21 protein-coding genes are annotated in these 21,685 nt (G+C 24.3%); 20 read left to right on the plus strand and 1 reads right to left on the minus strand.

Going from position 1 to position 21,685, the window contains the following annotated elements:
* Window positions 1-364: 364 nt before the first annotated feature.
* The 18 genes from PHZ07_03665 (at window position 365) to ligA (ending at window position 18,098) form a co-directional block, all read left to right on the plus strand.
* On the plus strand, window positions 365-1,582 hold the full coding sequence (locus PHZ07_03665) for a reverse transcriptase/maturase family protein (GenBank protein MDD3284664.1): 1,218 nt from the start codon (window positions 365-367) through the stop codon (window positions 1,580-1,582).
* The gene (locus PHZ07_03670) at window positions 1,557-3,272 is read left to right on the plus strand and encodes a hypothetical protein (GenBank protein ID MDD3284665.1); all 1,716 of its coding nucleotides are present in this window, start codon (window positions 1,557-1,559) and stop codon (window positions 3,270-3,272) included. The genes PHZ07_03665 and PHZ07_03670 overlap by 26 nt, the downstream gene beginning before the upstream one ends.
* Window positions 3,238-4,440 (plus strand): phospholipase D-like domain-containing protein, encoded by a 1,203-nt coding sequence (locus PHZ07_03675; protein ID MDD3284666.1) that lies wholly within the window; start codon window positions 3,238-3,240, stop codon window positions 4,438-4,440. Before PHZ07_03670 ends, PHZ07_03675 begins: the two co-directional genes overlap by 35 nt.
* Before the next feature lie 16 nt (window positions 4,441-4,456).
* Window positions 4,457-5,017 carry a rubrerythrin family protein gene (locus PHZ07_03680; protein MDD3284667.1) on the plus strand — a complete coding sequence of 187 codons (561 nt, stop codon included), beginning with the start codon at window positions 4,457-4,459 and terminating at the stop codon, window positions 5,015-5,017.
* Window positions 5,018-5,089: 72 nt separating this feature from the next.
* Window positions 5,090-5,470, plus strand: coding sequence for a desulfoferrodoxin (locus tag PHZ07_03685; protein MDD3284668.1), 381 nt, complete (start codon window positions 5,090-5,092; stop codon window positions 5,468-5,470).
* Window positions 5,471-5,482: 12 nt separating this feature from the next.
* A complete protein-coding gene (locus PHZ07_03690; GenBank protein ID MDD3284669.1) occupies window positions 5,483-7,564 on the plus strand; it encodes a gamma-glutamylcyclotransferase in 2,082 nt (693 codons plus the stop codon).
* The gene (locus PHZ07_03695; protein MDD3284670.1) at window positions 7,565-8,587 is read left to right on the plus strand and encodes a gamma-glutamylcyclotransferase; all 1,023 of its coding nucleotides are present in this window, start codon (window positions 7,565-7,567) and stop codon (window positions 8,585-8,587) included.
* A gap of 4 nt (window positions 8,588-8,591) precedes the next feature.
* Entirely contained in the window at window positions 8,592-9,242 is a 651-nt protein-coding gene (locus PHZ07_03700) for an endonuclease III (protein ID MDD3284671.1), read from the plus strand.
* Window positions 9,243-9,369: 127 nt separating this feature from the next.
* Window positions 9,370-10,362 (plus strand): hypothetical protein, encoded by a 993-nt coding sequence (locus tag PHZ07_03705; GenBank protein ID MDD3284672.1) that lies wholly within the window; start codon window positions 9,370-9,372, stop codon window positions 10,360-10,362.
* 4 nt (window positions 10,363-10,366) lie between these two features.
* Window positions 10,367-10,984: an N-glycosylase/DNA lyase gene (locus PHZ07_03710; protein MDD3284673.1), complete on the plus strand. Its 618-nt coding sequence runs from the start codon at window positions 10,367-10,369 to the stop codon at window positions 10,982-10,984.
* Window positions 10,985-11,001: 17 nt separating this feature from the next.
* Complete coding sequence (locus PHZ07_03715) at window positions 11,002-11,493, plus strand: hypothetical protein (GenBank protein ID MDD3284674.1); 492 nt, start codon at window positions 11,002-11,004, stop codon at window positions 11,491-11,493.
* A 7-nt stretch (window positions 11,494-11,500) separates the two neighbouring features.
* Window positions 11,501-12,223 (plus strand): SDR family NAD(P)-dependent oxidoreductase, encoded by a 723-nt coding sequence (locus PHZ07_03720; GenBank protein MDD3284675.1) that lies wholly within the window; start codon window positions 11,501-11,503, stop codon window positions 12,221-12,223.
* A 74-nt stretch (window positions 12,224-12,297) separates the two neighbouring features.
* The gene (locus PHZ07_03725; GenBank protein MDD3284676.1) at window positions 12,298-13,047 is read left to right on the plus strand and encodes a prepilin peptidase; all 750 of its coding nucleotides are present in this window, start codon (window positions 12,298-12,300) and stop codon (window positions 13,045-13,047) included.
* Entirely contained in the window at window positions 13,044-13,634 is a 591-nt protein-coding gene (locus PHZ07_03730; protein ID MDD3284677.1) for a type II secretion system protein, read from the plus strand. The genes PHZ07_03725 and PHZ07_03730 overlap by 4 nt, the downstream gene beginning before the upstream one ends.
* Window positions 13,635-13,638: 4 nt before the next feature.
* On the plus strand, window positions 13,639-14,430 hold the full coding sequence (locus tag PHZ07_03735) for a hypothetical protein (GenBank protein MDD3284678.1): 792 nt from the start codon (window positions 13,639-13,641) through the stop codon (window positions 14,428-14,430).
* A gap of 2 nt (window positions 14,431-14,432) precedes the next feature.
* A complete protein-coding gene (locus PHZ07_03740) occupies window positions 14,433-14,981 on the plus strand; it encodes a prepilin-type N-terminal cleavage/methylation domain-containing protein (GenBank protein ID MDD3284679.1) in 549 nt (182 codons plus the stop codon).
* A gap of 10 nt (window positions 14,982-14,991) precedes the next feature.
* Window positions 14,992-16,110 carry a hypothetical protein gene (locus PHZ07_03745; GenBank protein MDD3284680.1) on the plus strand — a complete coding sequence of 373 codons (1,119 nt, stop codon included), beginning with the start codon at window positions 14,992-14,994 and terminating at the stop codon, window positions 16,108-16,110.
* Window positions 16,107-18,098: an NAD-dependent DNA ligase LigA gene (ligA, locus tag PHZ07_03750; GenBank protein MDD3284681.1), complete on the plus strand. Its 1,992-nt coding sequence runs from the start codon at window positions 16,107-16,109 to the stop codon at window positions 18,096-18,098. Before PHZ07_03745 ends, ligA begins: the two co-directional genes overlap by 4 nt.
* A gap of 2 nt (window positions 18,099-18,100) precedes the next feature.
* On the opposite strand, the gene PHZ07_03755 is transcribed toward ligA, so the two are convergent.
* Complete coding sequence (locus PHZ07_03755) at window positions 18,101-20,413, minus strand: hypothetical protein (protein ID MDD3284682.1); 2,313 nt, start codon at window positions 20,411-20,413, stop codon at window positions 18,101-18,103.
* Between the two features lie 51 nt (window positions 20,414-20,464).
* On the opposite strand from PHZ07_03755, the gene PHZ07_03760 reads away from it, so the two are divergent.
* Window positions 20,465-21,403, plus strand: coding sequence for a glycosyltransferase family 2 protein (locus PHZ07_03760; GenBank protein MDD3284683.1), 939 nt, complete (start codon window positions 20,465-20,467; stop codon window positions 21,401-21,403).
* A 5-nt stretch (window positions 21,404-21,408) separates the two neighbouring features.
* Window positions 21,409-21,681, plus strand: coding sequence for an aspartyl/glutamyl-tRNA amidotransferase subunit C (locus PHZ07_03765; GenBank protein ID MDD3284684.1), 273 nt, complete (start codon window positions 21,409-21,411; stop codon window positions 21,679-21,681).
* Window positions 21,682-21,685: the final 4 nt, after the last annotated feature.

The following is a 21,685-nucleotide window of genomic DNA, read 5'->3' on the forward strand; positions in this document are numbered from 1 at the left end:
TAAATACCATAAAACTCGCTTTTCTTTTGGATAACTTGGTTTTAAAGGCATATATTTGTTTATTAGTTAACAGTGTTACCCCTAAGTATACCAAGTGTTACCTATTAGTGTTAACTGTACATTGTATAAATAGTCTAATTGTAATATAATATAAATATATATTTTTGAAAATTACTCTCAAAACTCTTTAAATAGGGATATTAGCAATCATTTTAGTTTTGATTTATTAATTTCGTTAATATCGAATTGATCAAAATAGAAATGGTTTATTGTTTTTTTGATGGACCTTTCGGTCCACCTCATTGGATTTAATTAATATATAGTGGATATTTCGCTGTATATATTGGGAGTAATTTTTAAAAATATGTTCGATAAAATTGTTTCTTTTAGTAATTTAAGATCTGCTTATTTAGATATAGTGGAAAAGTTTATAGTAGATTGTAAAAATTTGAAATATCACGGATTAGATAATTTGTTTATCCAAGACATAGATCTTGATTCAAAGAATATAATAGATATTTGTCAAAAGGAATTATTGGAGAAAAAAGAAATTGATCCAGCACTTTTGGTTTCTATTCCAAAAAAAAATAATCCCGAAAAATATCGGGACATTTTTATTTATAATATAAAAGATCGTATAAAGGCACAGGCTATTTATAATATTTTACTACCAGAATTTGAAAAAATATTTTCAGATAGATTGTTTTCTTATAGACCTGGAAAACCACCATATTTAGCATCAAAAAATTTTTGTCATAGATATAGAAAAAATTTTTTGAGTGATTATGTTCTTATATTAGATTTAGAAAACTATTCAGATAAAATAGACAAAAATATTTTGTATTCTCAACTTCAAAAAATATTTGATGATGAAAAGGTTTTGGATTTATTAAAGCTATTTATTTTTAATAAAATTTATAAAAATGGTAAAATAGAACTTTCTAAAAATGGTCTTGTTCAAGGGGTTCCATTAATAGCTCTTTTTACAAATTTATATCTTACAGATATAGATCATAAGTATAAGAATAAATCCCCATTTTATATAAGAATAGGGGATGATATAGGAATATTTGACAAAAATATAGAAAAGTTAAATCAAATAAAATTAGAAATTCTTGAAGATTTGGAAAATAGAAAATTATTGGTTAACAATAATAAACTTTTTATTGGTTCTGCAAAAGAAAAATTTTCTTTTTTAGGATATAGCTTTTATAATGGATGTATTAGTCTGGAGGATGCATATATTAAACGTATTGAATCATCTTGGAAAAATTTTTTGAAATATAAGCATCTTGATATGAAAAAAAAGATGTCATTTTTGAAGAGAGTTATGAATAATGAAAATAGAAATTTTAATTATCAATTTCAAAAAATTGTAAAAGATAAATCACAAATAAATAATTCAGAACAAATTAAAAAAATGTCAGAAAATTTTTTTTATATTCTAACGAATTTTTTTTATGAAAAATATTCATATAGAAATAGAAGATTATTAGAAAAAAAGATTAAAAACTTTAAAATAGTATCTTTATACAATTTTTATTCAAAATTTCACTATGGAAGAAATAAAAGAACAAATTAAACTTATAAAAGAAATTAGAAACGTTAGAAATAAATATAGAGAAATAAAACTTTCTAAATTGCACTATAAATATTTATTAAATTTTTTTAAAAAGCATAAATTTTATATTTTAAGACTTATTTTTTTTATTTTTGTATCTGGTTCTATAGAGGCTCTTTTAATAATATTTAGTAGGAACAGATTATCTAGTAATAATTATTTTTTGAGTTCATTTTTTTGGCAATTTTTTACAATATTTATTATATTTTTTATTTTTAGTTCATTTTTAGCTATTAAACAAGAAAAAACAATAACAATATTATTTACTAATAAAATTAGGCGTAGAATATTAAAATTTTTCATTGAAAGACCTGTTGATTGTATGACTTATGATAAACAAGGGGACTTAATAGCAAAAATTTCTTATCAACTGCCACTTGTTTCAATGGGCGTATCCAATGTTTTTTTTGGTTTTATAAGGTGGTTTATATATTTTTCAATAATAATGTTGATTGCCTATTTGACGGATTTGAATTTATTGATAGTTTCAATTCTTTTTTTATTATTATCAATTATTATCGGTATTGTAGCTTATATTATATCCAAAAAGTATGTTTCTCAGGAAGTTACTTTTTTTTCTCAGATTATGAAACATATAGATATCAATTTGTCTGAGAGATATTTTAATAAAAACTTTAATAATGAAAGTTTTGTTTTAGATAAATTTGATCGTTTGGTTAATATAGATTCTTTTTTCCGTATAAGGAGAGATATTTGGATAAAAATGAGTTCTATTTTTGTATCTGCATTTGTTTTATTTGTTGTTGTGTTTATAAATTTTTTTTCTAATGAGTTTTTTTCTTGGATTAGATTGTTGAATGGAAGTAGTGGATTTTTATATTTGTTTTTGTTGTTCTATTTTCCAAGAATGCTCAATCAAGCGTTAAATGTAGGTTTATATATTTTTCCAGCTAAATTAGGATTATTTTTGACAATATCAAATAGGAAGGCTCCATTTTTTAGAAAAAATTTATTAAAAATAGAAAATAAAATATCTTTTTCAGTCAAAAAAACTAAGATTTTTAAAGAAAGTAAATATTTTAGAAATCTAGACTTTGTATTTAATAGAGGTGAAAGGATTTTGTTTTATGGGAATAATTTTTCCGGAAAAACATCAATAGCCAAAATTTTTTCTGGAATAAAAATATATAATTCAAGAGCCTTTAAAGTAAAAATAGATGATAAAAGGTTTGATTATCCTGTGTGGCAAAAATTGTTTAGTGATTTATATTTTTTTGATTCCAATGTACGTTCACAAAAAAGTTTGATAGAGTTTATTTTGGGAAAAAACAAAGAAAAAATTAGTATTAGTGATATAGAAAAAACAATTGAGATAATATCAAAAAATAATTTTATTGCTTCAAAGATGACTTCTTTAAAAAACTTTAATTCTTCATGTGAACCTGTTTTAGAAAATATTATCTCATCCTTTTTTTTACAAGCATTGTATTGTATTTCGAATAAACCAAGTATTATCATTATTGATAATCTTTGGGTTGATACTAATTACTATGATATAATAGAAGTGTTAAATGTATTAGATAAGAGTCTTCCAGATTCAATAATTATAATTTTTTCTTCTAAAAATAACAGTTATTTAAACTATAAACAAAAGTATGAATTGGGTGAAGAAATCAAAAAAACTCTATAAAAAATTAAATTTTTGGATTTTACCATTTGCTTTTTTGATTTTATTAATTATTGTAGTTGTTGTTTTATTTTCTCATAATCTATCTGATTCTAAAAAAAATATATTTAATCCAGAAAGGATAATAAATATACAAGAGCCATTTTCTGGTGACTTATATTTTAATGATGAATTAGGCGGGAATATTTTATCTAGTTTAGTTATTGATGCAATTAATTCTGCAAAGAAAAGTGTTGAAATAGCTGTTTATTCTATGGATGACGAAAGAATCAGAGATTCTATTTATGATGCTGTAAAAAGAAAAGTAAAGGTTTCTATAGTTTTTAGTAATAAGAATATGGAAAGGCATGATAAATTATTTGTTGATATGCCAGAAGGAATACTTAGAAAGGATATTACTTCTAGAGATGAAAATGGATATTCAGAGTATATGCATCATAAATTTATGATAATAGATAGAGGTGAGGATTCTCAAAAACTTTTTTTTGGTTCTTATAATTTTACTATTATTCAGGATAAATATGATCCTAGTTTTATTTTTGAAACTGATCGTCCAGAAATTGTTGAAATATATGCAAATGAATTTGATAGAATATTTTCTGGTCTTTATGGAAGAAAAAAAATATCTTCATATAATCCATTTGCAGCACTGATAAAATATCCAGAAGGATTTATAGAGGTTTGGTTTGGACCTCAAGGTAAAAATAATGGAATAAAAGACAGAATGCTCAATTTAATAAAGGATTCAAAAAAAGAGATTAAGTCTATGATATGGTTAATGACAGATATGGACATTGCAAAAGCTTTAATTTTAACTTCAGATAATAAAAAAGTTGAGATTTTAACAGATGATAGTAATATATTTATGGAGAATTCTGTTTTTGCTTATATGTTAAATCAAAAAAAGTATAAAAAATTAAATAATATGTATATTATTGATGATGCTAGAAGAAATGAAGAATTAAAAAATAATTTTAATGAATACAAATTAAATTCTTTTCTTCATCATCATTTATTAATTATAGATAATGAAGTAATAGTTTTTGGAACAAATAATTGGAGTACTGGAGGTTTTTTTAGAAACGATGAGTCTATAATAATTTCTAATATACCTTCTTTGGTTTCTTCATATAATGATTCATTCGAGTTTAATTATAATAAAAATAAATAATAATTAATTAAAAAATATGGAAACAATCAAAAATCTAGCAAAAGCATTTATTGGTGAAAGTCAAGCAAGAAATAGATACACTTATTATGCTAGTATTGCAAAAAAAGAAGGGTTTGAAGAAATAAGTGCAAATTTTACTCTTACCGCAGATCAAGAAAAAGAACATGCAAAAGTTCTCATGAAATTTATAAATGAGCTTGATTCAAATAGTGGGGAGACAATAAAAGTTGAGTCAGAGTGCTCTACTGTTTTAGGTGATACAATAGCAAATTTAAAATCCGCAATAGCTGGTGAGAATCATGAACATACATCTATGTATCCAGAATTTGCGGATATTGCAGAAAGTGAAGGGCTTATTGAAATAGCAGCTAGGCTTCGTGCAATAGGAAGGGCAGAAAAGAATCATGAAGAAAAATATAAAAAATTTTTAGAAAATTTAGAAAATAATACTACATTTACAAGAACTGAAAAAGTTTATTGGATTTGTAGAAATTGTGGATATATTCATGAATCAGAGTCAGCTCCAGAGGAATGTCCAGCATGTAAACATCCAAAAGCATATTTTGAAACCAGATAATAAAGTTTAAAGTACTAAGTTGCAAAAATTTTTTTTAACTTTATAACATTATAATTTTTAACTAAAAAATCTATGACAAAGAAAAAGGAAGTCTATAAATGTGATATTTGTGGGAATATTGTAGAAGTTTTAAATATCGGAGCAGAATCACTTGTTTGTTGTGGGCAATCTATGAGACTTGAAAATGAAAAAACGGATGATATGGGAAACGAAAAACATGTTCCTATAATAGAAAAAACAGATTTTGGATATATTATAAAAGTTGGATCAATTCCTCATCCAATGGAAGAAAATCATTTTATAGAATGGATTGAGATAAATAGTGAAGATGGAAAATCTGGAAAAAAATATTTAAGTCCTACAGATAAACCAGAGGCAGAGTTTTATATTAAAGCAGATAAAGTCACAGCTCGTATATATTGCAATATTCATGGGCTATGGAAATCAAAGTAATTAAATTTTTAGATGCTTGATAAAATAAATAACAATAATCCCTCTGATCAAACATTTGTATACAAAATTGATAATTTTGATAAACCAAATAAATCCAATAAAAAAATATCAATTAGAGTAACAATAATTTTTGTATTTTTTATTTTGTTTATATGTGGAGCTTTTGGTTTTTGGTATTACAAAGGAGAGGCAATGTTTTTGATTTCTGAGATGAAATTTCCATGGGGTACTGATGTCAAAAATTACAGTAATAAGACAAAGATTAACATAGGATTTCAGAAGCTAGATGACGCTATGTTATCTGAATTTTTAAGTTCTTTTGTCGGTAGTAATATAGGTGAATCTGGATCAATTGATATTGAATATGATTTTAAAAATGTTTATGAAGACACTGAGTCATATGTACAGTTTGTATTAAACAATAATCCAATTATAAAATTCTCTATTAAAACATTTGATAAAGAATCAATTTATAGCAAAATAGATTTGTCTGATAATATTCCATTCTTAGAAGGACCTAAAGATCAATGGGTATATTATTCTATAAAACAAGAACCTACAAATTTTTTAAATTTTTATTTTAATAAATTGATAGAGATGGATTTGACGCAAAAAGAACAAAAATTAAAAATGATGCATTTGTCTAAATTTTTTGATATTAACGATCCACATAGTAAAAAATATGTTAATGGTCAATCTGTCAAAGAAATAAAATTAAAAATAAAAAAAGATAAGGCAATTGATCTTGTATTAATTTTAGTAAAGAATTTTTCGTCAGATGATGTATATAACAAATTTTATAATAAATATGAAAATTATAAACTTGGTAAAGATGAAGAATTTGGTAAAAGTATTAATATATTAAATACTCTTAGTGATAAACTAGATATTTCAATTTTTGTAGATAAAAAATCAAAGACAATATATGGTATTTATTTATATATAAATGATCTTGATATTTTGAAATTAATAAATCCTGAAAGTAATAATAGCCAAAAAATAAATACTGCATTTTCTACAGAGTTTAATAAATTAGAAAACTATACTATAGAAGAACCAAGAGATGCTATTTCTATGGAAAATATCATAAATAATTTTAATGATTATTCTATTGAGGTAATTGAGTTAAAAGATTCTGATAAAGATGGGCTTTTGGATATTTATGAAGAAAAGTATAATTCAGATATAAACAATTCAGATACTGATAAAGATGGTTATATAGATGGGTTTGAAGTAATAAATGGTTACAATCCAAATGGCTCTGGAGAACTTAATGATGATAAAAATATATTTTATTTTGCATATGGTCCTGCTATGAACATGGAAAATATGATAGACCTTTATGGAGAGAATAATTTTATTAGTTTTGGGAGTTCTGTTTTAAGTGGGTATGATTTTTATTTTTACAAAGACACTTCTTCGAATATAAAAGTTTCAAAAGATAAAAATGTTTATGGAGTGCTATATAAAATAAATGAAAAATTGTTAAATGTTATGGATAAAAGTAGTTTAGTTCTATATAATAAGAATATATTAAAAGTAAAAAATAATTTAGGGGAATTTGATGCAGTGGTTTATACGGCGAAAGATAGTATAACAACATCAGTACCAGATTTATATTATCTTACAGTTCTTGTATCTGGGGCCAAGCAAAATGGTCTACCAGAAGATTATATTAATTTATTGAATAATTATTCTTCAAATAAAATAAGTATAAATTTTGTAGATGAGAACTCTTTAAAATTAAAGGCGAATACTAGCAAAATTTATTTAGATATTAGAGCAATATTAATGGCTCTTCAAATGTATTATGTTGATACAGGAATTATCCCAGAATCAATTAAATCAGGAGATTGTTTATCTGATAATAATGAAATTTGTAGTAATATTGGAAGTAAATGTAGCGAATTGGTAGATTTATCTGTATTAATAAACAAAGGAATTCTTAATTCTATACCTATAAATCCTATAAAGACAAATAAAGAAACTGGTTATTTTGTTTCTAGAGATTCTCAAAATAATATAACCGTCTGTGCTAATAGTGTAGAATCTGATGAGCCAATTAGTTTTACTGAAAAATTAATATCAAAATAAATGTTTGAAGATCTAGATAAAAAAAATAGTGTTATAAATGATAATATTGTGGATATCACAAAGCCTATAGTTTCAAGTGGTCCGGAAAATTATACAGAAAAAGTAGATCATCTAAAAGAAACAATTTTTTCAAATACACCAAAACCAAATAAAAAACAAAAATTCAAAAAATTAAAATTTTTTATATTTTTTGTTATAATAATAATTTTATTTGGAACTATATTTTTCTTTTTCAAAGATAGTATTGTTGAATATTTTCAAATTGCAAAAAGCAATCTTATAGATAAAAACATAAATATTGAAGAAGACGATAATGAGAATGTTGAAGATGTTGTAGATGAAATGGAAAGTATTTCTACGACTACTATAGATATGGAAGTCGCAACATCTACAGAACAAATTTTTGAATTAGATAATGCTTTGAATATTGAGGCATTATTAGACTCTGATAAAGATGGACTCCTAGATATTTATGAAGACTATTATAAAACAGACAAAAATAATATAGATTCAGACAATGATACCTACTTAGATGGATCAGAGGTGATAAATGGCTATAATCCAAATGGTTCTGGAAAAATTGATGATAATAGAGAGATATATTATTTTGCATATGGTTCTAATATGAATTTGGATATTATGAAATCTCGTTGCGGAGAAGAAAATTTTGTTGCTTTTAATAATTCTGTTTTAAATAATTATGTTTTTTATTTTTATGGAAGAGGATATGCTAATATCAGAGAATCAAAAGAAATTAATAATAATGTATATGGTGTTTTATATAAAGTGAATAATTCCTGTATGAAAAATTTAGATAGGTCTGAGGGTTATCCAAATCTTTATCAAAGAAGAGAAGTAAAAATAAAAAATGATTTTGGTATTTTTAGTGCCCAGGTTTATATAGTAGAAAATGATGATACAAAATCTAACCCAAGTGATTCTTATTATGAAAGTATTATTATTGGTGCAAAACAATTTTCTTTACCGGAAAATCATATAGAATATATTAAATCTTTAAAATAGTATTGTGAAGCGAATATTAAAAATTTTAGAAAAGTTTGTATCTCAATATGATTTGCCATATGCAGATTATATAAAGAAACAAACAAATGATCCTTTCAAAATTTTGCTATCTGTAATTTTATCATCTCGTACAAAAGATGAAACTACGGCAAAAGTTTGTAATAATTTATTTCAACACGTAAAAAATATTGAAGATCTAAAAAATATAAGCGACAAGAATTTAGAAAAATTACTTTATCCCGTTGGATTTTATAAAACAAAAACAAGGCATTTGAAATTACTTGCAAATATTCTGGAAAAGCAATATAAATATAAAATTCCAAGTGAAATTGATGAACTTTTGAAACTTCCTGGTGTTGGTAGAAAAACAGCAAATTTGGTTGTAAATATTGCATTTGATAAACCTGGAATATGTGTTGATGTTCATGTTCATAGAATTTTAAATAGATTAGGACATTTGAAAACAAAAAATCCATTTGAAACAGAAATTTATTTGAGACAAAACTTGAATAAAAAATATTGGAGAAAAATAAATTATATATTAGTTTTATTTGGGCAAAATTTATGCAAGCCAATAAATCCAAAATGTGGTGTATGTCCTATATATAAATATTGTAAAAGAGTAAATGTTATAACAAAACATGAAATCCGTTAGATAATATATTTAATAAATAATATAAAGTTTTAATGGATTAATATAAAATTATATGATATATAATTACAAAAAAACATCTAATGGGTTGAAAAAATTAATAAAACAAATTGAATAGTAATATAAACGTATGATAAATAGATTTGAAAATTTTGATATAAATCCAATTGAAGATAAAGAAGCGGAGATAAATTTTGAAATACAAGAAGGTGAAACAAAGGATGAGTATTTGTATAGAATAATACAGTATATAAAACTAATTAATATAGAATCTAATGAATCGAATTTAAGTATCCACCCTCCATTTTTTGGAATGAGTAAATTGAAGGAAGAAGATTTGAGTAAAATTTTTGCTAATGCAATGGAAATTTCTGAAGATGACGATTTTAACAAAGAGAAAAATCAACAATATTTAAATTCTTTAACTATTTCAAGTGGTGGTGGATTTGTGAATGATCAAAAGGATAATTTTGATGATACTGGTAGAGAAAGAGTTTTTTACAAAGATGCAAAAATTAATACTAAATTATCTGATAGATGTGCGCATTATTGTTCATCTATGTTTTTTGTCCCAAAAATAAATGTTCAGGAACAAAAAGAATATATACAAAGCTGTGTAAATGGTAAAAATATATATCTTCTAGGTGGTGGATATTCATGTCAGGATTTGTTGAGTTCCACAGATTTCAAACCAAAAAGTATTACAAATATTGATCCATTTGTAGATGAGGAAAAGATATCTGAAATAATAAAAAATTCTAAAGTGCAATATAATTTGCTAAAAATAGATGCATCGTCAGAAAATTTAGTAGAAGAGTTAAAAAATAGAGGTATTGGCAAAGCAGATGAAATATGGGCTAGTTTTTCTGTCCCAATGTATCTTGATGATGAGAATCAGATCAAATTATTGTTTGATAATATATCACTTTTGTTAAACAAAAATGGAAAATGTAGAATATATCCAATACAACTTGCAAAAACAAATGGTTCAGATTTTGAGAGTAGAGTATCTGCTATAAAAGAAAGTTTGCAAAAGATTGTTGATACAAAGAAGTTTAATATTAATATATTTAAAATGGCTGGTACATTTTTAGAATTGGTAATAAAAAAAATAGAAGATTAATAAGATGAAAAAATTAATAAAACAAATTGAAGAATTAAAAAAAACAGATATAAAAAAAGTAATTGATAAAAGATTATCTGAATTTAGAGTTATGAATAAAAATGGAAATACAGAATGGTTTTATGAATTGTGTTTTTGTTTACTTACTTCAAATTGGAAAGCAAAGGAATCAATTGAAATTCAAAAACAATTGTCAGGTTGTGGATTTTTGAAATGGAATGAAGAAAAATTGGCAAAATTTTTGAAAAAATCTGGTCATCGTTTTTGGCCTCAGAGAGCAGAGCGAATTGTTCTAGCAAGAAAATACAAAAATATAAAAGATATTTTGAAAAATGAAAATGACCCCAGAACTTGGCTTGTAGAAAATATAAAAGGACTTGGAATGAAAGAGTCGTCACATTTTCTTAGAAATGTTGGAATATTTGATTATGCAATTTTAGATCGTCACATAATTAATAGTTTAATTGATAATAGATTAATAGATAATAAAAAGACTTTAACGCCAAGGAGATATTTGGAAATAGAAAAAATAATGTATAAAGTTTGTGGAAAATTGAATATGGCTCAGGGTGAGCTTGATCTGTATGTATGGTATTTAAAAACAGGAAAAATATTGAAATAAAATTAAAATAGAAATATATGGAAAAATATTTAATTTACATTTTAAACATTTTGTTAATTGCTTTACCTCTTGCTATTTTTGAAATTTGTATAGAGCCAAGTGGAGGATGGGGTAGTTCTTGGCTAAAAAATAAGTGGTATGCAAAGCCTTTTATCCCAGAAAACAAAATTGTAAAATTTTTTGTAAGAATATTTAATGTAGAATCACCACTCAATTATCATTTATTTATGTTTGGATTTATTATTCCAGCAATATTTTTATTAGAATATATTTTTATTACTCAAAATATAATTTTACTTTTATCTGGATTTGTTGCAGTTTTGGTATTTGAAGATTTTTTGTGGTTTTTATTAAACTGGAGATTTGATTCTCTAAAGCAATTATTAAAAGGACCAAATGGTTCTATTTGGTGGCATAAGGGTTGGATAAAGGTTAGTAAAAATAAATATTTACCAATTTCTTATTTTATAATGTTTCCGATCAGTATAATTTTATTATTAGTGGTATAAAATAAATATGTTTAAAAATAAATTGGTATTAATAACTGGTGGATCAAGTGGAATTGGAAAAGCTACTGCTATTATGTTTGCGAAAAATAGTGCAAATATAATTATTACTTATAAAAAAAATAAAAAAGGTGCCGATGAAACAATAAATGAAATAAAAAATCTTGGTAAAACTGCATTTGCAGTAAAAGTTGATTTAACAAATGAAAAACAAATAAAAAAATTTATAAATATAGTAATCAAAAAATTTGGAAAAATAGATATTCTGGTAAATAATGCTGGGATTTATCTAAATGGAGATGAATGGAATAAATCTTCAAATATTTGGTTAAGATCTATAGAGCAAAATTTAATATCCACGATGAATATTTCAAAGCATGTAATTGAAATTTTTTTAAAACAAAAAAATGGAGTTATGATAAATATTTCATCTAGATTGGGGTTATATGGTGCACATGATGCAATTTCTTATTCTGTTGCAAAGGCAGGAATAATAAATATAACCCAAAGTTATGCAAAACTTTTATTTCCATTTGGTAGGGTAAATTCAGTTTGTCCCTGGGTTGTAAATTCTGGATATTGGCTAAATGCCTCAAAAAAGGAAATAAAAGATATGTTAAAAATAATGCCCAAACATAAATTAATTGAACCTGAGAAAATTGCAAAAAAAATTGTTTTTCTTGCATCTGACAAAGCAAATAATATTACAGGACAAAATTTTATAATAAAATAATTTTACTATTATTAGTCTAAATAAACCAAAAATTATAGATATTCCTATATCTTATTTTATGTTATAATTATGTTATGTATATAGCATTTTTATTCATTTTGGGTGGTGTTTTTGGTAGTTTTATAAATTGCCTTATTTATCGTATAAACAAAGAAGAAACTATAATGGGACGATCATATTGCCCAAATTGTAAGCATAGCTTGGGATTTTTTGATTTGTTTCCATTTTTTAGCTATATATTTTTACTTGGCAAATGTAAGTATTGTAGAAAAAAGATATCTTTTCAATATTTTGTAGTAGAATTTTTTACAGGAGTTTTGTTTGCCTTTGCTTATATTTTTATAAACAATTCATTATTTTTGTTTTTTTATCTTATTATTACATTGTTTCTACTTATTATATTTATATATGATTTAAAATATTATTTAGTAGTTGATCAAATAATTTATCCAGCAATTGCAGTTTCTCTTTTATATAGAATTTTTTTTAATTTTAATCTATTAAATATTATTATATCTCTTGCTATAGGATTTTTATTTTTTTGGATTCAATATATTGTATCAAGTGGTAAATGGATTGGTGGTGGAGATGTTTTGATAGGACTTATGATAGGATCTTTATTTAACTGGCAGTTAACACTGCTTTGTATATTTATGTCTTATATAATTGGTAGTTTTTTTGGTATATTTCTTATTATTTTAGGTAAAAAAAATTCTTCCAGTAAAATTCCATTTGGACCATTTTTAACCATTAGTATTTGGTTTGTATTTGTTTTTGGAGATGTTATTTTGAATTGGTATTTATCAATATTGAATATAACATGAAAATAATTTGTAACAAAAAAATAGCCTTTACTCTTATAGAATTACTTATATCTATGGCTATATTTATAATTCTTTTTTCTGTTACAATAGCTAATTTTAGAAGTTCAAAGAGAGCAGATAATTTTAAATTACAAGCTTTTGATATTGAAGATTCTATAAGAGCTACTCAAAACATGTCTCTTACTGGAAAACAGATAGGTGGTACTTTACCAGGGAATGGTTATGGAATAAATTTTAATATTTTAAATAATTTATATACTATATATGGAGATAGATCTGATAATACCTCTACAGGAATCCTGGATGTAGATGATTCTATAAATTCTACGTCCATTATAAATAAAGATATATATATAGATGATATTTTTTGTTATTCTATTGAAAATGAAGATTATGTTTCATTATCTGATTTAAATGAAAGTTTAGATATATTATTTTATCCACCAAGAGCATCTATTATAGTTAATAGTAGTTTGGATTATACAGAATGTTATATAAAGCTTGTTGATGATGACATATCTGGTTTTTGGAAAATTACTATAGATATAGCTACAAGTAGAATATGGTCTGATTATGTAGCTAATTAAAATTATGTTAAAAACAAGAAAAATTTTTTTAGATTTAGATAATAGAGGACAGGGTCTTATAGAAGTTTTTATTACCATTTATCTTTTTATAGTAGCGCTTTTGTCTATTATGAATTTAGTTTCTTATAATATTCAGGCACAAAATTTCAACCACAATATGCTTATAGCTTCTAATTTGGCGAGAGAACAAATAGAGATAGTAAGAAATATTAGAGATACTAATTGGTTAAATCCAGATTCAGAAACAGGAGAGGCGGAATGGGATGATTCATTAATTTATAATGATTCAGATAATAATGGTGTAACAATAAATGAAGAACATCCAGAGAACAGTTTTTATATTTATAATAATTATTTATCGGAAGGGGATTTTAAATATATTGTAAATTCTCTCGGTTTATCTTGGGAAAATTGTATAGATGAAAACTTTGATAATTTTGGTGGTAGTTTTATGCAATATGGTGCCTTGTTTTGCAAGGTTAGTCTTATAAATATAGAAACATATCCAAATGAATATTTTTATGATATTTTTGGTATTAGTTATTTACCGGAATTTGTAACAAAAACATATTTTTATAAAATGCTTACTATAAATGAAATATGTGCTGATGGGAATAATGAAATTATTTTAGGTAAGGACAATCTAATGTGTGATAATGAAAATTGTTACGATGAACATTGTTCCGATTTTTCATTGGAGAAAATTGGTTTGCAAGTTATCTCAAGGGTTGGTTGGAAAAATTTAGATAGAATGAATACAATCACACTTGAAGATCATTTATATAATTGGAAATAATTATGTTTAGAAAAAAACACAATTTTGAAGCTTTTACTATTATGGAAATGATAGTGGCTACTGCTATATTTTCTATTATTATGACTATGTATTTGGGTATATTTATTTCTACATTTAGAGCTAATGGTAAAATGGTTGCAAAACAAAAAGTTCAAAATGAGGTTAGATATATAATTGATGTAATGTCAAAAGAAATTAGATTGGGAACTATTAATTATGATTATTATTCTAGTGCTGTTTCAAATCCAGAATTAGTTTTAGCACTCAAAGATGTTTCTGAAAATCATGTTTATTTTGATAATAATAATGGTATCTTGAGAATAAAGTATGATGAAAATGATACTTGGCATGAACTCAGTACGAGTAATATTTATATTGAAGATTTAAAATTTTATATAAGTCCTATTAATAATCCATTTAGTCAAGCTGAGTCTGTAAAAGCTCAACCACTTGTAACTTTATTTATGAAGATAAAATATAATGATGAAAGTAGTAATGATGGTATTATGATAATACAAACTAGTATATCTTCAAGGCAATATAAAGAATAATATTTTTAATATGAATAAAAAAGGTTCAGTATTATTGTTATCTTTACTTATAATATCAGCACTACTGTCTAGCGTTTTGTATGTTAGTGCTTTGTCTTTACGTCAAATATCTCAGTCCGTAAATTCTGATAATGCATTGATAGCTTTTTATACTGCAGAAAGTGGCAATGAACAAGCTATATATAAAATTAGAAAAAAAGCATATTCAGACATTTCTGAGCTTAATGTGACTGAGGAAAATTTGGTATATAGTAATAGTTCTTTTACAAGAGAAGTTACAGATGAGATGTATGGAATTACTACTGGTATATATGAAGATCAATTTTTTCAGGTAGATTTGTTTGATTCAGAAAATCTTTTATATATAAGCAAATTGTCTTATTTAGAGATAGGATGGGATGATAATTGTGATAGTAATTCTTGGATAGAAATTACATCCAATGATTGGGATGCTAGTGGATCTATAAATTGGTTTACCGGTGTAAATCAAGACCATATAAAAAAATCTCTTTTGGATGGTGTATCGTTTATGCATTCTGAAAATAATAATATAGATAATGTAGGTGGTGTAACTTTTGAACCAAATAAATCTTATCAATTTAGGCTAAAAGCATTATATTGTGATGTATATAATTTACGTCTTGTTGCCTATGATAGTTCTGGAAGTATTATTCCATTCAAAAATATATATAATATAAAAAGTATAGGTCAATATCCAGCTAATAGTAATAAGTCAAATAAGCAAGCATTATCTGCAAGTTTAAGAAAATTTAGTCCACTTTCTGGGTTGTTTGATTATGTAATATTTTCTGAAAAATCTTTGATTAAAGATATAGGAGCATATTCAGAGGGATGGTTTAGTGAGGATTTGTTTATAACAACTGTTGCTTTAAATGATGCTGTTAGAGATAATGTTTATATTAATCATCTTAATGCTATAAATGGTATTTTGCCTTATCGTTGGAAATTGATTTCGGGTACTATTCCAAGTGAATTAAAAATTTTAGAGGATGGAACTATAACGGGTATTGTAGTTAGTGATCCAGGTATTTACTCTTTTAGAGTTGTAGTAATAGATGCAGAAGATTCTATGGTAGAAAAAAATTTACAAATAAAAGTATTAGAATGATAAATCAGCATATAAAAATCAGAATAGAAAAATTAAAAAAAGAAATAGAATATAATAGATATTTGTATCATGTCTTGGATAAACAAGAGATAAGTGATGGGGCTCTTGATTCTTTAAAAAAAGAATTGGTTGATTTAGAAAATCAATATCCAGAATTTATTACAAGTGATTCCCCAAGTCTGAGAGTTAGTGGTAAGGCGCTTGATAAATTTGAAAAAGTTACTCATAGATTTCCAGTTTTATCTTTGCAAGATATTTTTACTCCTGAAGAAATTTTTGATTGGGAGCTGAGAAATAAGAAAATAGCAGATGGTAATTATGATTATTTTTGTGAATTGAAATTAGATGGACTTACAATAGTTCTTACTTATGAAAAAGGAATTTTGAAAAATGCCGCAACTCGAGGTGATGGATCTATAGGAGAAGATGTCACGAATAATATCAGGACAATAGAAAGTATTCCATTGAAACTCAAAGAGTCAAAAAAATATAACTTACCAGAAATATTAACTATAAGAGGAGAGGTATTGCTTAGTAAAACTCATTTTAATAAATTAAATTTAGAAAGAAAGGGAAAATCTTTAGCACTTTTTGCAAATCCTAGAAATGTAGCAGCTGGAAGTATAAGACAGCTTGACCCAAGCATTACAGCCAGTAGAAAACTTATTTATTTTGCCTATGATATAAAAGAAAATATTGGTCAAAAGACACATGAAGAAGTTCATGAAATTTTACATGAATTAGGATTTAGAGTTAATCCTCATAATGAATATTGTAAAAATATAGGAGAGGTAAAAACATATTTAAATAAATGGGATAAAAAAAGAAAGTCATTGGATTATCTTACAGATGGAGTTGTTATAGTTACAAATAATATTGATATTGAATTAAAATTGGGTAGTATTGGTAAATCAGAAAGATGGATGATAGCATATAAATTTCAAGCCGAACAAGTAACCACAAAAGTACTTGATGTGATAGTACAAGTTGGAAGAACTGGTGCTCTTACTCCAGTTGCTATTTTGGAAACAAGATTTTTAGCTGGATCTCGTGTATCTAGAGCAACTCTACATAATTTTGATGAAATAAATAGACTTGGGCTTTTGATAGGAGATACTGTTGTAATACAAAAAGCCGGTGATGTTATTCCAGAAATAGTAAAAGTTCTACCAAGACTTAGAACAGGTTTAGAGAAAAAAATTATAATTCCAAAAAAGTGTCCAATTTGTCGCAGTGATGTATTTAAAAAAGATGGGGAAGTAAATTATTATTGTTCCAATTCAACATGTTATTCAGTACAAAAAGAAAATATAGTGCATTTTGTTTCAAAAAAAGCATTGAATATAGACGGAATGGGTATTAGGATTATAGAGCAGTTGATGGCAGTTGGTCTTATAAAAAATATTTCAGATATTTTTAGATTAAAAAAAGATGATCTAGTTCCACTCGAAAGATTTGCAGATAAGTCGTCTGACAACTTAATAGAATCTATAAATAATAGCAAAAAAGTAACTTTATCTAAATTTATATACTCATTAGGAATAAGACATATAGGAGAAGAAACTAGTATATTATTGGCTGATAGATTTGGATCTATTGCAAATTTAACAAACACAACACTAGAAAAAATAAATGATGTTTATGATATAGGACCAAAAGTAGCAGAAAGTGTTTATAAATATTTTCACAATAAAAAAAATTTGAATTTAATAGATGATTTATTTAAATTGGGTTTAAAAATACAAAATACAAAAAAAGATCATAAACTTATTGAAAAAACTTTTGTTTTAACTGGATCCTTGGAGAAATTTGGAAGAGATGAAGCAAAAAATATTATAAGATCACAGGGAGGAAAAATTAGTTCATCAATTAGTAAAAATGTAGATTATTTATTAGTTGGAAACGAGCCAGGTTCTAAATATGAAAAGGCAAAACAATTAAATATAAATATCATAAATGAAAAAGAATTTATTGATATGACTTCTTAATTTTAAAACAATTGAAATAAAAGACATTCATCCTTGTTTCTTATATTTTTTATTATACATGTTTTAGATTTTGAGCTTAGAAAATTATAGAAGTCGTTTTTATATTCTATTAATAGAAAATATTTTAAATTAATTTTTTGAAATATTTTATATATTTCTTCGTCATTGTATCTTTTTTTTAATACTGTGTATAATACTTTTTTTCTGTCAGAGAGGGCAAATCTTTTGTATGCATCCTTTGTATAATATTCATATGAATTACCAGTTGTGTATATATATCCATCATTAGGTAAATTACTTAAAATTGTTATCATAGATGCGCTTGTACTACCATTTATTAAATCCTGATATTCTAAAATATTTATTTGTCCATAAAAGTATAATAATTTTTTATTTATATCTGTAATAAAACCAGTATTTTTGTATGACATAGTTAATATTACTTGTATTATTATAATCATCGTTAGCAGTGTTTTTGTAAGACTGTCTTTTGTGTTCAATATAAAATATCCAGATATAGTGGACAGTAAAAAGAAAAATCCTATTCCATACCATGGAGCAGGGTTACCCCTGTTTATAATCATAAATATTATAAAATAGAGTATTGTTATAAATAATAGGATGTTTATATTTTTGTTATGTTTCTTTAGTATATAAAAAAGAATTAATATTGGTAATATAGAAATAAATACCAATCCAATTTCCGGAAAATGATTTCCTATACTTGGAGGTATAGTGTAGTGCCAAATACTAATCAAATAATTTTTAAAGTCTTTATTAATAATATATCTATTATTTTTCAAACTTTCATTACCATCAACATCTTCTATATTATCATCATTATAATTATTCAAATATGCATATTCAGATATATCCAAAAACTTTTCTGATTTATTTTGAAGTTGATAAAATATTTTTGGTGTAAATTTATTGTAATCCAAACTATTTTTTATTACCCACGGGAGTAGTGGTATGAAGAATATAATAAAAGATAAAAATCCAATTTTTAATATATTTATAATTTTTAATTTTTCATATCTAATAATATAGTAAGCATATAGTAGTGCAAGTATTATTATAATATGAATAGATGTTATTTTTATTGTCCATGCAAATCCTAGTATAAAGGATGATAAATATATAATATTTTTATCTTTTTTTTCAAGATATTCAAAAAATAATAATATAACAAACATTATATAAAATATTAATACCAATTCTATTTTATTTTCCTTGTCTAACATCCAGTTCCAAAAAGGCATAAGAAATATCAATAGAGGATATATAAAATAAAATTTTTTATGTTTGAATATTTTTTTTGTAAATACGCAAAGTAAAATAAGATCTAATATTGAAAATACAAACAAAAACATTTTTGCAATGGAATCATCGTGAAACAACGTAAAGCCTATTGTCATAGGAAGATTTGCTGCATAAAAAAATGGGGAATAATCATTGTATACAAAAGAATTTGTCTCTGATATTTGTTTTGGTATTTTTGTATATGCTACTATAGAATCCCAACCAGAACTAAGTGGTGTCAAAAAGTTTATAAATGTTATAAATACAAAAACTATAATTATATTTAAGAAAAAATTGTTAGATGAAAAATATTTTTCCCTATATTCAAATTTATAAGAGTATATATTTTTTACATAGTAAAATATTTCTTTGTAGGAAAATATAGATAATGCGGTTAAAAGGATCAATATGCCAATTATATTTACTTTATTTATAAAAGATAATAGAAGTATAAATATAGACAATGTTGCAAATCCAAGTGCAATATCTAAAAGATGGAGTATAGAATTATCTAAATTTATTTTTAATATTTTACTTATTTTTTGTCCTATACTTATTATGATTAAAAAGAGTATAGATATAGATATTATATTTGTAAATATTAATACAAGTGGGTTCATTATCACTTTTAAAATATCATAATTATTTGAAAACAGTATATTTTTTATTGTTTGTCCTTCTGGGGTCATAAAAAATATAACACTGCATAGGCTAATAAGAGTAAAACTTATCAATATAAAAGAAATAATTACCTTTAAAATGCTAAAATTTATTTTAATTTCAAATGGAATTTTGTATTTTTTGTAGGATATTATATAAAATATATATGATAGACCAAATAAAAAAACTATTAAAAAAATTATATAAAACGAGTTATTATAAAATTGTTGTAATATTGGTCTATTGTTTATTATATTTATAGCTATATAATTTATTAATACTAGGAAAAAAGATGAAAATCCTATCAAAAATATTATAAAATTAGGATTTTTTATTTGTTCTTTTATTTTCATGAGCTTTATTTAATGTTTTTAAATTGATATGATTATTATATAATACTTTATATGAAATTAATAATATTTTTGCCAGTTTATAATGAAGAGGCTAATATTCTGAGTGTTTTAGAAAGAATACCTAAAAACATACCAAATATAGATATTTTGGAGGTTTTGGCTATAGAAGATGGGTCTTGTGATTCATCGTTAAATATACTAAAACAACATAATGTTAGTATAATTAGTCATATCCAAAATATGGGTTTAAGTATTTCATTTCAAGATGCACTAGAATATGCAATTAACAATAGTGCAGATATTTTGCTCTCCATAGATTCTGATAACCAGTTTGATCCACAAGAAATAGAAAAAGTTATTAAACCGATACTCGAAAAAAAATCAGATATTGTACTTGGTAATAGATTTAAAAATGGAAAGCCAAAAAATATGCCAACTATAAAATTTTTTGGAAATATTATAATGTCAAAAATAATAAATTTTATAACAGGTTACAAATTTCAAGATGTTTCGTGTGGATTTAGAGCTTATTCGAAAGACGCACTTTTGAATCTTAATTTATTTGGAAAATTTACATATACTCATGAAACAATACTTGATCTATGTGTAAAAAATAAACAATTTTTAGAAGTTCCAATTTCAGTGCAATATTTTGACAATAGAAAGTCTCATATATCTTCTAATCTTTTCAAGTATGCAATAAAGACTATTTTAATAATGATAAATTCACTGATATCTTATAGACCATTATTTCTTTTTGGTGGAATTGGTTTTGTATTATTTTTATTTGGTTTAATTCCAGATATATTTATTCTTGTTTATTATATTAATTATGGACAACTTTCTCCTTATAAAATATATGCTTTTGTTGGAGGATTTTTGAACATTTTAGGAATACTTTTTATTATAATAGGGCTAGCTCTTCAATCTTTGAAAGTAATTCGTATGAATCAAGAGAAAATTTTATATAACCAAAAAAAATTTAAATAATATTTATGAGTAAAAAAGATGAATTAAAAAAAATTGCATATCTTGCAAGGTTAGAAATTAAAGACAATGAATCTGATAGTTTTTTTTCTAAAATATTAGGAGTACTTGATTATATGAAAAAAGTTCAAGATCATAAATTTTTGAAAAAAGAAGGTGTTGTATTTGAGAAAGATATTTTGTTAAGAAATGATGACGTAATAAATACAAAAGACAAATATTTAATAGATCAATTTATTGAGAAAGAAAATAATTTATTAAAAGTTAAAAAAGTTTTATAAATTT

This window comes from Patescibacteria group bacterium, assembly GCA_028692545.1.
In the GTDB taxonomy this organism is placed as follows: domain Bacteria; phylum Patescibacteriota; class Patescibacteriia; order UBA1558; family S5-K13; genus STD2-204.

Bases quoted from the DNA above. Each gene is read 5' to 3' on its own strand.
- PHZ07_03765 (MDD3284684.1), top strand. From the start codon at position 21,409: ATGAGTAAAAAAGATGAATTAAAAAAAATTGCATATCTTGCAAGGTTA.
- PHZ07_03665 (MDD3284664.1), top strand. From the start codon at position 365: ATGTTCGATAAAATTGTTTCTTTTAGTAATTTAAGATCTGCTTATTTA.
- PHZ07_03675 (MDD3284666.1), top strand. From the start codon at position 3,238: ATGAATTGGGTGAAGAAATCAAAAAAACTCTATAAAAAATTAAATTTT.
- PHZ07_03740 (MDD3284679.1), top strand. From the start codon at position 14,433: ATGTTTAGAAAAAAACACAATTTTGAAGCTTTTACTATTATGGAAATG.
- PHZ07_03680 (MDD3284667.1), top strand. From the start codon at position 4,457: ATGGAAACAATCAAAAATCTAGCAAAAGCATTTATTGGTGAAAGTCAA.
- PHZ07_03760 (MDD3284683.1), top strand. From the start codon at position 20,465: ATGAAATTAATAATATTTTTGCCAGTTTATAATGAAGAGGCTAATATT.
- PHZ07_03725 (MDD3284676.1), top strand. From the start codon at position 12,298: ATGTATATAGCATTTTTATTCATTTTGGGTGGTGTTTTTGGTAGTTTT.
- PHZ07_03745 (MDD3284680.1), top strand. From the start codon at position 14,992: ATGAATAAAAAAGGTTCAGTATTATTGTTATCTTTACTTATAATATCA.
- PHZ07_03685 (MDD3284668.1), top strand. From the start codon at position 5,090: ATGACAAAGAAAAAGGAAGTCTATAAATGTGATATTTGTGGGAATATT.
- PHZ07_03715 (MDD3284674.1), top strand. From the start codon at position 11,002: ATGGAAAAATATTTAATTTACATTTTAAACATTTTGTTAATTGCTTTA.
- PHZ07_03690 (MDD3284669.1), top strand. From the start codon at position 5,483: ATGCTTGATAAAATAAATAACAATAATCCCTCTGATCAAACATTTGTA.
- PHZ07_03670 (MDD3284665.1), top strand. From the start codon at position 1,557: ATGGAAGAAATAAAAGAACAAATTAAACTTATAAAAGAAATTAGAAAC.
- PHZ07_03695 (MDD3284670.1), top strand. From the start codon at position 7,565: ATGTTTGAAGATCTAGATAAAAAAAATAGTGTTATAAATGATAATATT.
- PHZ07_03730 (MDD3284677.1), top strand. From the start codon at position 13,044: ATGAAAATAATTTGTAACAAAAAAATAGCCTTTACTCTTATAGAATTA.
- PHZ07_03720 (MDD3284675.1), top strand. From the start codon at position 11,501: ATGTTTAAAAATAAATTGGTATTAATAACTGGTGGATCAAGTGGAATT.
- PHZ07_03705 (MDD3284672.1), top strand. From the start codon at position 9,370: ATGATAAATAGATTTGAAAATTTTGATATAAATCCAATTGAAGATAAA.
- ligA (MDD3284681.1), top strand. From the start codon at position 16,107: ATGATAAATCAGCATATAAAAATCAGAATAGAAAAATTAAAAAAAGAA.
- PHZ07_03710 (MDD3284673.1), top strand. From the start codon at position 10,367: ATGAAAAAATTAATAAAACAAATTGAAGAATTAAAAAAAACAGATATA.
- PHZ07_03755 (MDD3284682.1), bottom strand. From the start codon at position 20,413: ATGAAAATAAAAGAACAAATAAAAAATCCTAATTTTATAATATTTTTG.
- PHZ07_03735 (MDD3284678.1), top strand. From the start codon at position 13,639: ATGTTAAAAACAAGAAAAATTTTTTTAGATTTAGATAATAGAGGACAG.